This window comes from Algoriphagus limi (assembly GCF_024919275.1).
Taxonomy (GTDB): Bacteria; Bacteroidota; Bacteroidia; order Cytophagales; family Cyclobacteriaceae; genus Algoriphagus; species Algoriphagus limi.
In genome coordinates, this window is record NZ_JANWGH010000001.1 from 1,798,857 (window position 1) to 1,814,299 (window position 15,443).

Below are 15,443 nucleotides of genomic sequence, written 5' to 3' on the forward strand. Positions count from 1 at the left end.
TATTCAGAATAATATTTTGTAAAATAATTTTTATACAAATCATAAGATAATTTTCTGTAACCTTCACGAAATAATTCCTGTTTATACTTTTTACAGAAAACAAACTCTTTATGGAAACTTCAGTAAGAATCGAAAAAGAACAAATCGGCGCTATCAATTTTACTAAAAGGGAAGTTTTATCAAACCCTGAACAAATCAAGCAGCGTCTCGCCACTCTTCATCGCTCTCAGACTTTAGGCAACCTACTTCATACTAAGGTTCGAATAAGCTTTCTTTCTGTTGATCAAAATCTGTATGAAGTTTATACGACTGTTTGGGCTGTAGGATCTGAATTTGTGGTACTCAAAGGAGGAATCACAATTCCTATCCGTTCTATCATTAAAGTCGAATAATCAAGAGAGTTTTTCAATCATCTCCTCTAGTGTAACTGATGATTGCTCCCCTGTTGCCAAATCTTTCAAAGCGATGGTTTTAGACTCTATCTCCACATCCCCACAAATTCCAACAAAGGCAATTCCTTTTTTGCTTGCATAATCCAGTTGCTTTTTCAATTTGGTCAAGTCCGGATAAAGCTCAGCTCGGATTCCTTTGGCTCGAACTTTACTCAAAAGACTTGCTGCGTAATCAAAGCCTTTTTGATCAAAATGAGCAAACAAAAGCACTGGAGCAGAAAGATTATCATCAGGAAACAACCCAAGTTCTTCCATCACATCGTACAAACGATCTACACCAAATGAAAATCCGACTCCCGAAACACCAGGCATCCCAAAAACACCTGTCAAATCATCATATCTTCCTCCTCCACTGACCGATCCGATCTTTACTCCATGAGCTTTCACTTCGAAAATCGCACCTGTATAATAGGATAGCCCTCGAGCCAAAAGGAAGTCAAATGCAACATGATCCCTACTACCACCAAGACTAGCCAAAATCGCCAAGGTTTCTTCCAGTTCCGCAATTCCTTGCTTTCCTGTCTCACTTTCTGCTAGAAAACCTTTCAAAAATTCCAGTCCAGCATCAAAATCCTCTGGATTGGCATCGAATAATGGCTGAAGTTTAGTAATCGCCTCCTCACCAAAACCTCGTTGCCGCAATTCCTCCTCTACCTTTTCCTTGCCGATCTTATCCAGCTTATCGATAGCGACACAAAGAGGTCCTTCTTTTCCAGCTTCTCCAATTGCCTCCGCAATTCCGGTAAGTATCTTTCTGTTATTGACTTTAATGCTGTAGTCTTGGATACCTAGTTTCGAAAATACCTGGCGAATCATCAGGATGATTTCTGCTTCGCAAAGCAAGCTATCCGTCCCAACTACATCTGCATCGCATTGATAAAATTCACGATACCTTCCTTTTTGTGGCCGATCTGCTCGCCAAACAGGCTGAATCTGAAATCGCTTAAAAGGAAAAGTCAATTCATGCCGGTTCATTACCACATATCGGGCAAAAGGTACAGTCAGATCGTAGCGAAGTCCTTTTTCTGAGACTTTTGGCAAAGTAGCCGCCGCGCCATTCTTCAGATCTTCCTCAGTGACATTTTTCAGGAAATCTCCGCTATTGAGAATTTTAAACAATAGCTGATCTCCCTCGTCTCCATATTTTCCTGTAAGGGTACTGAGATTTTCCATCGCAGGTGTTTCCAACTGCTGGTATCCAAAAATTTGAAAAGTCTCCTTGATTGTATCCAAGATAAAATTTCTTCTAGCCATCTGTACTGGCCCAAAATCTCTTGTACCTTTTGGTAAACTAGGTTTTTGCATGAAACTTTTTGGTGATTTGAAGGCCAAATTTACCCAAAAAATGCAGAATAGCTTGGTTTCTCTTGGATTTACAAAATATTTTCCAAAGCTCACTTAGGCATTACGCAAATGTTTTTCTACCTTTGCCGTCCGATTCGAATCCAATACATTAAAAGATATAGCCATGGCAGTTACTACTCTTAAAAGAAAGCTTAGAAGAAAAAGACAAGGTCAAAATACGCGTGTTGCTCAAATCAAGCAATTAACTGCGAAGCCAGTAATCAAAAACGTTGACATTGAAGAATTGAAAAAATCTTTCGACAAGAAATAATTCATTTCAATCAAATCTTTGAAGCGGCCTGTGCCGCTTTTTTTGTTTTTGGGCAAATTAGGCTCGACCTCTACGATCTAATTCTACCACTTGAAGATTTTTTATTTTCCCCTGATCCAATTCAAAAAGCAACATGGTCCTCATTTGATGGAAACCTTGCTGACCGATAGCTCCTGGATTCATGTACAAGCAATTCAATTCCGGATCAAACTCAACTTTACAGATATGGGAATGTCCACAAATAAATAATTGAGGCCTGGCAGCTTTAATTTTTGTCTTGACCCCTTTGGCATATCGAGGCGGTTTTCCTCCAATATGTGTCATCAAGACCCGGACTCCATCAACCTCGAAGTCATTCCATTCAGGATATAGGTTTTGAATTTCCTTATCATCAATATTTCCAAATACTCCTCGAATGACTTTTTCTTCCGGAAGTTGATCCATGACCTCAAGGCTGCCAATGTCACCAGCATGCCAAATTTCACCCACTTCTTCCAGGTATTTTAGGGTTTTGTGATCAATGTAACCGTGGGAATCTGAAATGAGCGCGATTTTAGTGGACATTTGCGGAGAAAGGAATTAATTTCTCCCCGAATATGTATGGAAAGTACTGCACTCAAAAATTATTGACTATGAAAAATTATCTTAAATCGGCCATCCTAAGCTTTTTCTTAGTGACTTTGGCGTTTTATTCCCAAGCCCAAACAGCAAGAGATTCAGCTAAAGTTGTCAGCGTTGATAAATTCGAAAAGCTTATCAGCAAAAAGAAAAACACCCTCTTGGATATCCGAACTCCTGAAGAAATGAAAGAAGGATACATTTCAGGAGCTGAAAACCTGGATTTTTTGGCTGAGGATTTCTCTGAGAAAATCGAAACCTTGGACAAATCCAAAACATACCTTCTTTATTGTCGTTCTGGAAAAAGGACAGCAAAAGCAGGTGCTGCCATGAAAGCAGCAGGTTTTAAACATGTTATCATGCTGGACGGAGGCATTACAGCCTGGAAAAACGAAGGAAAGCCAACCAAAGACTGATGATTCAATCTATCAATCCCTTCACAGGGGAAATTTTAAAGGAATTCGATCCATTTGATGAACTCCAAATCGAAGCAGCCTTAGCCAAAAGCGAGGCTGCTTTCCGTAAGTGGAAAAATTCAGATTTTTCTGATCGAAAAAAACTTATGAAATCCGCAGCACAAGAACTGCGGAAAAATCGGGATGATTATGCCTTGCTCCTTACCCAAGAAATGGGAAAGGTCATTAAAGAGTCTCAAGCGGAAATCGAAAAATGTGCTTGGGTCTGTGACTACTATGCAGATAATGCGGAAAACTTCCTGAAATCAAAATCCATTGAACTTCCGGATGGAGCTGCTGCAAAAGTTATCTATCAACCATTGGGAGCTATATTAGCTGTAATGCCATGGAACTTCCCTTTTTGGCAGGTATTTAGATTTGCGGCCCCAACCTTAATGGCGGGAAATACTGGGCTGCTCAAACATGCCTCGAATGTTCCTCAGGCAGCTTTGGCTATCCAAAAAGTTTTCGAAAGAGCAGGTTTTCCTGAAGGAGTTTTTCAAACCTTACTGATTGATTCTAAGGCAACCAATAAAATCATTGCCGATCCTAGAATTAAAGCAGTTACCCTAACAGGAAGTGAAAAAGCTGGATCGGCTGTAGCTTCAACAGCAGGTAAGCACATCAAGAAATCTCTTCTGGAATTGGGAGGAAGCGATCCATTTATCGTAATGGCGGATGCAGATGTAAAAAAAGCAGCGCAAACAGCAGCCAAAGCCCGAATGATCAATTTTGGCCAAAGCTGCATTGCAGCCAAGCGGTTTATTGTAGAAGAATCGGTCTTTGAAGAATTTGTGGAAGTCTTCAAGCAAGAAATTCAATCCATGAAGTTCGGAGATCCTGAAAACCCAAACTCCGACTTTGCTTGCATGGCAAGAGAGGATTTGGCTTTTGAGCTCTATGAGCAGGTTGAAAAAAGTGTGAAAGCGGGTGCTAAAATCCTTTTAGGAGGCAAGAAACCAGAAAAGGGAAAAGCATTATTTGAACCTACCATTTTGACAGATATACCTAAAGATGCTCCAGTCTATTCGGAGGAATTGTTTGGACCAGTTGCTTCTATATTCAAGGTAAAAAATGAAACAGAAGCCATAGCCCTAGCCAATGATTCAGAATTTGGACTTGGTGGAAGTCTTTGGTCCCAAGACCTTCAAAAAGCCGAAAAACTTGCAGCTGAAATAGAAACAGGAGCGGTTTTCATCAACTCTTTAGTGGCATCAAATCCACATCTTCCTTTCGGTGGAATCAAAAAGTCAGGCTACGGAAGAGAGCTCAGTCAAGAAGGCATTCTGGAATTCGTCAATATAAAGACGGTTTATTTGGGTTAATTAGCGAGGATAATCCCACCAGCGGTTTTTGCAATTGAGGGATTCCTTCCTATTTTTACGAGCCATAATTTTGACCTTATAAAATGAGAGAAATACAGTTTCGAGAAGCCCTCAGAGAGGCCATGTCTGAAGAAATGAGACGTGATCCCAATGTCTTTTTGATGGGAGAAGAAGTAGCCGAGTACAATGGTGCTTACAAGGTTTCTCAGGGAATGCTGGATGAGTTTGGACCTGACCGTGTTTATGACACTCCAATTTCCGAATTGGGTTTTGCAGGTTTGGGTGTAGGAGCAGCTATGAATGGTCTGCGACCTATCATTGAATTTATGACCTTCAACTTTTCCTTGGTTGCCATTGACCAAATCATCAACTCAGCTGCCAAGATGTATGCTATGTCAGGAGGCGCCTATTCCGTTCCAATCGTGTTTAGAGGTCCTACCGGAAACGCAGGTCAGCTTGGAGCTACTCACTCTTCAAACTTCGAAAACTGGTTTGCCAATACTCCAGGCCTTAAAGTAGTCGTACCTTGCAACCCTTATGATGCAAAAGGACTTCTGAAGGCAGCTATTCGTGACCCAGACCCAGTAATTTTCATGGAGTCTGAATTGATGTATTCTGACAGAGGAGAAGTGCCTGAGTCTGAATATCTACTTCCTATTGGGGTTGCTGACATCAAAAGAAAAGGAAAAGACGTCACCTTGATTTCCTTCGGAAAAATGATGAAGGTGGCTTTGGAAGCTGCTGAAGAAATGGCGAAAGAAGGAATCGATTGTGAAGTAATCGACCTTCGATCTGTAAGACCGATTGACTACGCAACATGCGTAGAGTCCGTGAAAAAGACCAATCGAGCTGTCATTGTTGAGGAAGCAAATCCGCTTGCCGCAATTTCATCTGAATTGACTTATCATTTCCAGCGATACGCTTTTGATTATTTGGATTCTCCTGTTATCCGTGTCAATTCCATGGACGTTCCTTTGAGCTATGCTCCTACTTACATTGAGGCCACTATTCCAAATGTGAAGCGAACAGTAGAAGCAATCAAAAAAGTGACTTATAGAGAATAGTTTTAGAATATTCCAAAAAAAAGCCCTGACCTAACAAGTCAGGGTTTTTTGTTACCCAATCTATCTATCTATAAAAAAGGGAACTAGCCCTTAGAAATAACCAGTTCCCAATTGTCTTGTTCAGATTTCAGATTATCTATTTTCGTTCATCTGACCATTCATTCCTCCATCATCTCCGCTTTTCAAGTCATCGTTATTAACAGACTTTCTGCGGCGATTTCGGTCATTCATGGACATCTTTCCGATTCTATAGCTGAAATTGATTTTGAAGTTCATGTTTCTCAAAGCAGTTGTACTGTTTTGAATAATGGTTGGAGTAATAGTCTCATTTCTGATAATAAACTCTTTTGCTAAGAAGTTTTCAACTCCGAAACCAATACTTCCTCTTTTCTCTTGGAACTGCTTGTTCAAGTTCAAACCATAAGCAGCAAATCCACCACTTGTTCCTTGAAGCTGAACTCGACGACCTCTAGCAAAGGTGAAGAGCTGAATCTGCCAATCTTTTGGAAGGGAATAGTTACCAAACATACGACCACTGATTACCCAACCTTCATTTTGAGCAGCTGTCTGAGGATCAGACAATCCATTGTCCAACATGGTGTAGAACAAGTCAATACCACCATTCAATGAGAACTTATTGTTGATGTTCACATTAGCGAAGATGTTGGTACCAATCGCCTGCTCTTGTCCGATATTCTCAAAAGTCGTGTAAATCACATCATCATCAAGAACCGATCGAACTGCCTGGATAGAACCAGTTGTATTTCGGTAGAAAGTGGTGAAGTTTAACATAGTTCCTTTGATAAAGGTACTGTATCCCAACTCGTAGTTATCGGTAAATTCAGGATCCAACTCAGGATTACCCTGAGTAACTTGAAGCGGGTTAGATGCTTCGATGTTTGGATTCAAGAATCTCAATGAAGGTCGCTGCAATCGACGGTTATAAGCTGCCTTGATCATGTTTCCGTTCTTTAGCTTTCTACTTGCATTCAAGCTAGGAATCAAAGATCCATAAGAAGGAATCTGTACAGTCAACTCATTCGCAAAATCTGCGGAAATGGTAGTGTACTCATAGCGGAATCCAGGCTTCAAGGTATAGTTCTTCAAGAAATTGAAGGTGTAAGACACATAAGCAGCGGATACATTTTGATCATAGCTAAACTCATTGCTCAAAGATGGATCAACCAATTCAATATAGTCTCCATCTGCACCGTCAGCTCTGAAGTAGGCAAAATCTGAATAAGCTTTTCTAAGAATATTTTTAGCACCATATTCTAAAATTTGCTGTCCATCTGCACCCATTGGAGTTACGAAATCCAATTGAGCTGTAAATTCCTCATTTCGGCTAGGGTTATCATTTCTCAATCGAGAATCGATTGTTTGGAAATCCTCATTGAAAAGAGAGTTGACAAAAGAGTTTTCTCTATTATTTCTGCTGTAAAGTGTCAAGAAGCTGATCTCTTTCCCTTTCTTTTCGAAGGTTCTTGTGTAGTTCAAACTCACATCAATAGAGTTTGACTTATCTTTTGTGTCAGTCTGACGTATGGCTGAATTCACTAAGTCACCACCTACAAAAGTCTGAGTCAAGAAATCATTCTGATAGTTTCTAGAGTTTCGAATTCCGAAGTTCGCAGAACCAGTCAAGAAATTGTACTTATTGATTTCGTAATCAATTCCGAAGTTATATCGGCCGAATAGGAAATTTCGCTCTGTATCGGCAGACTGCGCAATTACAGTTTGGCCTCCATCTGCACCAAGTAGTGTTTGTGTATTATCGAAGCTACCCAAAGTATTGTATCCAGAGCGTCCGAAACCTCCCAAAGAGAAGCCGAATTTTCCGATTCTAGCACCACCGTTCAACCCTAAGTTTGAACCTCGAAGACCAGCACCACTGTTAATGCTGACAGTCATTCCTTCTAGGTTGTTCTTCTTGGTAACAATGTTGATTACACCGGAAGTACCTTCTGCATCGAATCTTGCAGATGGGGAGGTAATAACTTCAACTTCTTTGATTTCATCTGCAGGAATCTGACGCAAAGCATCAGTGATGCTGCTAGCTGCGATAGCTGATGGGCGATTGTCGATTAGAACTGTAATGTTGCTACTTCCTCGCATGGATACGTTTCCATCCAAATCCACAGAAAGCATTGGCACACGTCTTAGAACATCAGTAGCGTCACCACCAGCGACGGTTTTGTCATTTTCAGCCTTGTAGATGGTTCGGTCTACGCGCTCTTCGATAAGTTCGCGCTGTCCTTGTACAGTCACTTCCTCCAATGCCAATCCTTCATCTGACATCAACAACTCTCCTAAGTTGACATCTCCAGTTGGGTTAGTTACTTTGATTCCATCGACTACCAATGTTTCAAAACCTATAAAGGTCAATTGAAGTGTGTAATCTCCAGGTTCGAAACCTGTGATAAAAAATTTACCGTCTCCGTCTGCAACAGCTCCGGCAAGACTTACATCGGCACCTTTTTTATATAAGGCTGCGGTCGCATACCCTACTGGCTCACCGGATTTGGCGTCTTTCGCAACTCCAATGATTCGAGCGGGTTCCTTTTCAGTTTGCTGCGCAAATGCAGAAATTGATCCTGCAGCGAAAAAGAAAACGATAATTAAATTGAGTAGTTTTTTCATGATTTAGTCTTCAAATAGTGGGCTTTCTCCCCTTTTCTACCACAAAGCAACGGGCTTTGTTTCACATAAATCCATGCAATAGACCAAGCCCCTAGACTAATCGACAAAAACCCATTTTGGGTAGACAAATAGGGGCAAATCTGGAAAAGTGGGGTTTATCGGCCAAAAAGTACTTTTGAGCGGTGAAATGTTTGGATTGGTAGATTATTCCTTCAAATTGGAGAAACTTTCTCTTAGTTTGTATTGAAAATCAAGGCTATGCAGCTCGTCACCCCCAGAAAAAACATATCCATACTCGTCCATATTTTGGGCTGGTTGATGCTAGGAGTGGTTTTACTCCTACTTTCCCCACTCTCTTGGAGAATGGGAGAAATCGACCTCCCGAATGAATATTGGTGGAAGCAGGCCTTTTTGGTGCTGTTGCTCTTATTCATCTTCTACACCAATCAATCATTCGTCGTTCCAAAGGTTCTGTTAAAAGGTAAAACATACACATACCTGATTATGGCGATTATCGGTGGGATTTTGTTTTACTATATCATTGTGTCTTTCGAGCAACTTATTCAGTACCCGCTTCGAATGCATGAAACTTTTAGCCCTGATCGACCATTTGACCCTAAAAGAAGATGGATTCCTGGAGATGTTTTTCAGGAAATGTTGTATTTGCTTTCGGTTGGGTTAAGTACTTCTTTGGCTTTGGTGCAGAAATGGCAAAAAGACGAGGAGCATAGGCAGGAACTTGAAAAACAGCGAATTAAAACGGAGCTTTCCTACCTCAAGGCACAGATCAACCCGCATTTCTTTTTCAACACACTAAATAACATCTATTCCCTTACCAATCTGGATGTGAAAAAAGCGCAGGAGGCTTTGTTGAAGCTTTCCAGAATGATGCGCTATGTGCTGTATGAAAATCAAAAGGAAACGACACTTTTAAGTAAAGAAGTTGATTTCATCCGCGATTATATTGAGCTAATGAAAATGCGACTGACTGATAAAGTCAAGCTCCACATCCATTTGGATGAAGCAGAAGATCATCATATCATTGCTCCAATGCTATTGCTTCCTTTTTTGGAAAATTCATTCAAACACGGGATCAGTTCCCAAAAAGAGAGCGATATCTACATCAAGCTGGAAATCATGGGAAATACAGTCTTTTTTGAGACTAGAAATCAAATTTTCCCTACTAATCCTGACAGTCCAGAGGCTAAAGAACATGGTATTGGTTTGGTCAATACGCAACGTCGATTGAGTTTACTTTATCCCGGCAAACATCGCCTGAAATTTGGGAAAGATGAGGAGAATCAGGAATATTACGTCAACCTGACTTTGAATCTCGAATGAAACTCAAATGCATAGCGGTTGATGATGAGCCTCTTGCCCTGGATTTAGTTTGCAAATACATAGAGCAAACATCCTTTTTAGAATTAATCGGAAAGTTCACCAGTGCCATTGAAGCTTTGAGCTTTATCAATCAGCATGAGGTCCAGTTGATCTTTATGGATATCCAAATGCCTGACTTGTCGGGTATGGAACTCGCACGAGTCTTGGATGGGAAGAAAAATTCCGATCAAACGCGTATCGTTTTTGCCACTGCCTACCATCAATTTGCAATTGAAGGATATAAGGTAGACGCTTTGGATTACCTTCTTAAGCCTTTTAGTTACGAGGATTTTTTAAATGCTGCCACAAAAGCCTACAATTACTTCGAGCGTAGAAAAAATGCTCCTTCCGGAAAAGCAGAAAGTGCAGAAAAACCTTTGGAGTATATTTTCCTGAAAGTAGAATACCAACTGGTAAAAGTCATGCTTCAGGACATCATGTATGTGGAAGCGTACAAGGATTATGTCAAGGTTCATCTGAAATCCAAAACCGCTCCCCTGCTTTCCCTAACAAGCTTGAAAAATATGGAGGAGTTGCTTCCAACTGATAAATTCATGCGTGTGCATCGCTCTTATATCGTTGGATTAGATCATATTGAATCTGTTTCGAAAAACAGCATCCATGTTGGAAACCATGAGATTTCAATCGGAGATAATTACAAAGAGGCATTTTTGGCATTTATGAGCCGATGGATGAGCTAGTCCTGTAGACATTATTGGAACAGTTCAGTATTTTTAAATATGAATGAATCGCAAAAACACTTTATGCGTGAAGCCATCCGCTTGGCAAAAGAGGGAATGAAAGCTGGTAATGGAGGTCCTTTTGGCTGTGTGATTGTCAAAGACGGAAAGATCGTCGGCCAAGGCTCGAATATGGTCTTGAAAACCAATGACCCAACCGCCCATGCAGAGGTAGTCGCTATCCGGGAAGCCTGCAAAACGCTTAATAACTTTCAATTGGAAGGTTGTGAGGTTTATACCTCTTGCGAACCTTGCCCTATGTGTCTAGGAGCCATTTTTTGGGCTAGACCAGAGCGGGTATTTTATGCCGGCACCAAGGAAGATGCTGCAAATGTAGGCTTTGACGATGATTTCATCTATCAGGAAATTGAATTGAAACCGTCCGATCGAAAAATCCCAATGATCTCTATTCTTCGGGAAGAAGTTTTGGAAGCTTTTGAGATTTGGAAAGAAAAAGGTGATAAGACCCTGTATTAATCAAGAAACCCGATCCATTCAGATCGGGCTCATGATTAATTCCTAATTATTCATTCTTAATTCATCATCTTTTTCCCATTCCCGGCATCATCCGGCTCATCGCAGCCTTGGCTCCTCCCATCTTATTCATTTGCTTCATTAGCTTGCGCATATCAGCAAATTGCTTCATCAGATTATTCACTTCGGTAATATTTCTCCCTGATCCATTCGCAATCCGCTTTCTTCGGCTTCCATCAATTACATCAGGATTCTGACGCTCATACGGGGTCATGCTTCGGATAATCGCTTCGATTGGTTTGAAAGAATCATCATCAATATCCAATCCTTTCATAGCTTTTCCCATACCCGGGATCATTCCCATCAAATCCTTGATATTCCCCATCTTTTTGACTTGCTCCAATTGGGAAAGGAAATCTTCAAAATCAAAACTGTTCTTTCGGATTTTAGCGTTGATTCGCTTGGCTTCCTCTTCGTCAAAAGACTGCTGAGCGCGCTCTACCAAAGAGATTACGTCACCCATACCGAGAATTCGCTGAGCCATTCGATCTGGATGGAAGACATCCAGATTCTCCATTTTCTCCCCAGTAGAGATAAACTTGATCGGCTTCTCCACCACGTGGCGAATGGAAATAGCAGCACCACCTCGGGTATCACCATCCAATTTGGTCAAAACTACCCCGTCAAAATCCAATCGCTCGTCGAAGGTCTTGGCAGTATTCACTGCATCCTGACCAGTCATGGAGTCTACAACAAATAGCGTTTCAGAAGGATTGAGCGCTTTTTTCAATGCCTCAATCTCATTCATCATTTGCTCATCCACTGCCAGGCGACCGGCGGTATCGACAATGACTGTTTTCTTTCCGGTTTTCTTAGCATAGGCAATCGCATTATTGGCGATCTCGATTGCATTCTTGTTTTCCGGCTCGGCATAAACCTCCACACCAATCTGCTCACCAAGCACCTTCAACTGATCAATCGCAGCAGGTCGGTAGATATCACAAGCAACCAACAAAACTTGTCGTCCTTGCTTTTTTAAAAATGCTCCTAATTTTCCAGTGAAGGTGGTCTTACCAGAACCTTGCAAACCGGAAATCAAAATCACAGCAGGGTCACCGGTCAATTTGATATCAACCTTGGAGCCCCCCATGAGCTTGGTTAGCTCTTCCTGGGTGATCTTCACCAATAATTGACCTGGAGAAACTGAGATCAATACATCCCGTCCCAGCGCTTCATTCTTGATTTTATCAGTGACTTCCTTGGCTACTTTATAGTTAACGTCAGCATCGATCAAGGCACGACGAATTTCCTTAACCGTGGTGGCAACGTTGATTTCGGTGATTTTCCCGGTTCCTTTAAGGGTTTTAAAAGCCCGATCCAGCTTCAAACTTAAATTATCAAACATGTGATTTTCGCTATTTGCTGCAAAAGTAATGATTTTAGCGCCTGCACGAAAACTTAAAAGTCCTGAATCCACCGTGAATTCGAGCCAATTTTAGCTTTTAATCACTAATTTGCGGACTTTCATTACAGAACGAAGAAAACTTCCTGCATGAAGCTGAATTTTCAAAAAGATCTACTCCCTCACTTACTGGGAATTCTCATTTTCTACCTCCTCATTGTTTTCTACTTTTCCCCTTTGGTATTTGACGGGAAAGTTATTTTCCAGGGAGATATCCTACAGTGGGAAGGTTCGGCTAAAGAAGTCATGGACTATCGAGCAGAGACCGGAGAACAGGCACTTTGGACCAATTCCATGTTTGGAGGAATGCCCGCCTATTTTATCAGCTTGGAATTCCCGGGTGATATCACCAATGCTTTGGTATCTATCTTGACGCTGGGACTTCCGCATCCGATAAATGGACTGTTTTTCGGAATGCTAGGAATGTATATTTTACTGCTCAGCTATAGAGTCCGGCCGCTATTTTCAATTGCAGGATCCATTGCTTTTTCCTTTAACACATTCAACTTACTTTCTTTAGAAGCTGGTCACAATGCCAAAATCTGGGCTGTATGTTTGATCCCATTAATTCTCGCGGGAATCCATTTAGCCTTTGAGAAAAAACGAATTCTGGGTGCTGCGCTTTTGGCTCTTGGTCTTTTACTTCAGCTCAAATTCAACCATTTACAAATCACCTATTACACGCTAATCGTCTCGGTAATTTATGTCTTGGTTCGATTGATAGTTGACTGGAAAAAAGACGGAGCGCTGGAAATAGGCAAAAGTCTAGGATTCTTGACAATGGGTGCCCTTTTGGCGGTTGGGGGAAATTTGGGAAGGCTAGCAGCTGCTTTGGAATACAGCCCTTATTCCACTCGTGGTGAGGCAACTCTTGAAACAGAATCAAGCGGTTTGGATCGAGAATATGCATTCTCCTGGTCCAACGGAAAGCTGGAAACACTCACGCTTTTAATCCCAGACTTTTATGGAGGAGGAAGCCAAACTCCCCTTCCTGAAAATTCCGCTTCTGAAAAAGCACTACGAGCTAACGGTATTGATGCCGGTCAAATCAATGGATTCGTAAAAGCTGCTCCTACTTACTGGGGTGATCAAACCTTCACCGGAGGCCCTATTTATGGGGGAATAATTCTAGTCTTTTTAGCCATTTTAGGAATTTGGGCGGCTCCCAAAGAGGTCCTTTATGCCTTAGGGGGTATGATTTTATTCTCTATTCTCTTGAGTTGGGGGAAAAATCTCGCTTGGTTCAACTACCTACTTTTCGACATTCTTCCAGGTTACAATAAATTCCGGGCTGTTTCCATGGCTTTGGGAATAACCTTGTTTGCGATTCCGGTTTTAGGAATGATTTCCTTGGAAAAACTCGTTCAAAAAGGAGAACTCAAACCACTTTATGTAGCTTCAGGCATTGTTGGGGGATTGCTCTTGATTTTGGCAGTGGCCTCAGGTGCTTTATTCAGATTTGAGGCTCCTGTGGACAGCAATCTTCCGGAATGGCTGGCAAATGCTTTGCAAACAGATCGTAAATCCATGCTCACTTCCTCAGCTTGGAAAAGCTTAGGTTTTTTGGTGGTTTCTGGTGGTTTAGTCTTTTTAAATCTGAAGCAGAAAATATCTGACTGGGTTCTAGGTCTCGCTTTAATCGCCTTGATTTCTGTTGATCTTGTTTCCATCAATCGACGATACTTGAATAGTGAATCCTTTCAGGGAAACCCATCCAGACAGTTTTTTGCTGAAACGCCAGCTGAAAAGGAAATTGAAAAAGACAAGGACTACTTTCGGGTTTTAAATCTTACCGAAGGCCTTACTCAAGGAGCTAGAACGAGCTATAGATTTGCTAGTTTGGGCGGATACCACGGAGCAAAATTACGTCGATACCAGGATCTGGTTGATTACCAATTACAGAATGAAATCCAGGATTTTATTACAAAAGCCCAGGAAGGAAACTTTGATTGGGATGGGATTGGAGTAATTAATATGCTCAATACCAAATATCTGATTGCAGGACAGGATGCAGGTGCCGTGTTTGAAAACCCACAAGCAAATGGTCCTGCATGGATCCCTTCTGAGATTATCCCTGTCAGCAGCAATGAGGAAGAAATCAAACTAGTCGGGGAAATCAATACCAAAACCCAAGCAACCGTAAATACAGAGGAATTTGGAAATATCTCGACTGGTGCTGGTCAGATAACTTTGGTGGATCACAATCCAAATGAATTGAATTATCAAGCCCAAATGGATCAGGGAGGATTGGTTGTATTTTCTGAAATCCATTATCCAAAAGGATGGATTGCTAAGATTGACGGTAATGAAACTCCTATCCTTCGGGTCGATTATTTGCTACGCGGAATTGAAGTGCCTAGCGGAGCTCACAAAATTGAATTTTCTTTTGAGCCTTCCAGCTACTATGCTACCAAAACGCCTATGGTCATTTTCCAATATTTGATAGTGATCTCTTTGATAGGCGGAATATTCCTGACTTATAAAACCGAAGCTTAATGCAAGAGGAAGACGAAAATAAGGTAGTCAGCTTTTATGATCAGTTTGCTGAAAAGCAGGAAAAGACTGGAATCAATTCCCGTCACCTTTCCATCTTGGATAAGGTAGTTGCTGCTGGGCTTCAAGCACATCATCGTGTATTAGAGATAGGCTGTGGAATTGGAACTGTTTCTTCACTCCTTGCCAAGCAGGTAAGCAAAGGAGAAGTTCTGGCAGTAGATATTTCTCCGGAAAGTATTTCAAAAGCGCAAATCCTATGGAAAGATCAAACCAATCTGAAATTTGAGGTTTCGGATATGTCTGATTTTGACAAAGGAGATCAAACCTTTGATTTTTTTGTGTTTCCTGATGTGCTTGAGCACATTCCAGTCGATCAGCATCAGGCCTTGTTCCAAAAAATCAAAAAACACTCACATTCTGATTCAGTGGTTTTCATCCATATTCCAGCACCTCGGTACCTGAAATGGATGATTGAAAACGAACCAGAAAAACTCCAAGTCATTGATCAACCTCTTGATTCAGGTGACCTAATCAAAAGCCTTACTTTCGCGGGATTTTACTTGGAAAAGATGGAAACCTACTCAGTTTTCTATCAAGAAAAGGATTATCAATATTTTGTATTTCGGTCATCCAAACCCTTACAAAAATCCACTCCGCTCAGCAAATGGGAGGTGCTGAAAGAACGCATTCGAATCCGCCTGAAATACGGCCTAATTTAATAG

Annotated in this window: 14 protein-coding genes; 10 read left to right on the top strand and 4 right to left on the bottom strand. The window is 41.2% G+C overall.

The genetic code is table 11. The annotated features are described in order from the left end of the window. Positions 1 to 110: 110 nt before the first annotated feature. On the top strand, positions 111 to 392 hold the full coding sequence (locus tag NY014_RS07780) for a hypothetical protein (protein WP_259413992.1): 282 nt from the start codon (positions 111 to 113) through the stop codon (positions 390 to 392). On the opposite strand, the gene hisS is transcribed toward NY014_RS07780, so the two are convergent. Then, positions 393 to 1,757, bottom strand: a complete 1,365-nt coding sequence (gene hisS, locus NY014_RS07785; RefSeq protein WP_259413993.1) for a histidine--tRNA ligase — start codon at positions 1,755 to 1,757, stop codon at positions 393 to 395. A 163-nt stretch (positions 1,758 to 1,920) separates the two neighbouring features. Between hisS and NY014_RS07790 the strand changes: the two genes are divergently transcribed. After that, positions 1,921 to 2,067: a hypothetical protein gene (locus NY014_RS07790; protein ID WP_259413994.1), complete on the top strand. Its 147-nt coding sequence runs from the start codon at positions 1,921 to 1,923 to the stop codon at positions 2,065 to 2,067. Between the two features lie 57 nt (positions 2,068 to 2,124). On the opposite strand, the gene NY014_RS07795 is transcribed toward NY014_RS07790, so the two are convergent. Continuing rightward, on the bottom strand, positions 2,125 to 2,631 hold the full coding sequence (locus NY014_RS07795) for a metallophosphoesterase family protein (RefSeq protein ID WP_259413995.1): 507 nt from the start codon (positions 2,629 to 2,631) through the stop codon (positions 2,125 to 2,127). Between the two features lie 68 nt (positions 2,632 to 2,699). Here NY014_RS07795 and NY014_RS07800 point away from each other — a divergent pair, with 68 nt between their 5' ends. The 3 genes from NY014_RS07800 (at position 2,700) to NY014_RS07810 (ending at position 5,529) form a co-directional block, all read left to right on the top strand. Then, positions 2,700 to 3,101, top strand: coding sequence for a rhodanese-like domain-containing protein (locus tag NY014_RS07800; RefSeq protein WP_259413996.1), 402 nt, complete (start codon positions 2,700 to 2,702; stop codon positions 3,099 to 3,101). Continuing rightward, positions 3,101 to 4,465 (top strand): NAD-dependent succinate-semialdehyde dehydrogenase, encoded by a 1,365-nt coding sequence (locus NY014_RS07805; protein WP_259413997.1) that lies wholly within the window; start codon positions 3,101 to 3,103, stop codon positions 4,463 to 4,465. Before NY014_RS07800 ends, NY014_RS07805 begins: the two co-directional genes overlap by 1 nt. Positions 4,466 to 4,548: 83 nt before the next feature. Then, on the top strand, positions 4,549 to 5,529 hold the full coding sequence (locus tag NY014_RS07810) for a pyruvate dehydrogenase complex E1 component subunit beta (protein WP_259413998.1): 981 nt from the start codon (positions 4,549 to 4,551) through the stop codon (positions 5,527 to 5,529). Positions 5,530 to 5,661: 132 nt separating this feature from the next. Here NY014_RS07810 and NY014_RS07815 read toward each other — a convergent pair whose 3' ends face one another. Then, on the bottom strand, positions 5,662 to 8,169 hold the full coding sequence (locus tag NY014_RS07815) for a TonB-dependent receptor domain-containing protein (protein WP_259413999.1): 2,508 nt from the start codon (positions 8,167 to 8,169) through the stop codon (positions 5,662 to 5,664). 258 nt (positions 8,170 to 8,427) lie between these two features. Here NY014_RS07815 and NY014_RS07820 point away from each other — a divergent pair, with 258 nt between their 5' ends. Genes NY014_RS07820 through NY014_RS07830 form a run of 3 tightly spaced genes read left to right on the top strand, consistent with a single transcriptional unit; the run spans position 8,428 to position 10,766 of the window. Then, positions 8,428 to 9,510 (top strand): sensor histidine kinase, encoded by a 1,083-nt coding sequence (locus NY014_RS07820; RefSeq protein WP_259414000.1) that lies wholly within the window; start codon positions 8,428 to 8,430, stop codon positions 9,508 to 9,510. Continuing rightward, positions 9,507 to 10,250: a LytR/AlgR family response regulator transcription factor gene (locus tag NY014_RS07825; protein WP_259414001.1), complete on the top strand. Its 744-nt coding sequence runs from the start codon at positions 9,507 to 9,509 to the stop codon at positions 10,248 to 10,250. The genes NY014_RS07820 and NY014_RS07825 overlap by 4 nt, the downstream gene beginning before the upstream one ends. Before the next feature lie 39 nt (positions 10,251 to 10,289). Beyond that, the gene (locus NY014_RS07830) at positions 10,290 to 10,766 is read left to right on the top strand and encodes a nucleoside deaminase (RefSeq protein ID WP_259414002.1); all 477 of its coding nucleotides are present in this window, start codon (positions 10,290 to 10,292) and stop codon (positions 10,764 to 10,766) included. Between the two features lie 64 nt (positions 10,767 to 10,830). Here NY014_RS07830 and ffh read toward each other — a convergent pair whose 3' ends face one another. Further along, on the bottom strand, positions 10,831 to 12,168 hold the full coding sequence (gene ffh / locus NY014_RS07835; RefSeq protein WP_259414146.1) for a signal recognition particle protein: 1,338 nt from the start codon (positions 12,166 to 12,168) through the stop codon (positions 10,831 to 10,833). Between the two features lie 147 nt (positions 12,169 to 12,315). Between ffh and NY014_RS07840 the strand changes: the two genes are divergently transcribed. Next, positions 12,316 to 14,721 (top strand): YfhO family protein, encoded by a 2,406-nt coding sequence (locus tag NY014_RS07840; protein ID WP_259414003.1) that lies wholly within the window; start codon positions 12,316 to 12,318, stop codon positions 14,719 to 14,721. Continuing rightward, positions 14,721 to 15,440, top strand: coding sequence for a class I SAM-dependent methyltransferase (locus NY014_RS07845; protein ID WP_259414004.1), 720 nt, complete (start codon positions 14,721 to 14,723; stop codon positions 15,438 to 15,440). The genes NY014_RS07840 and NY014_RS07845 overlap by 1 nt, the downstream gene beginning before the upstream one ends. Positions 15,441 to 15,443 lie beyond the last annotated feature (3 nt).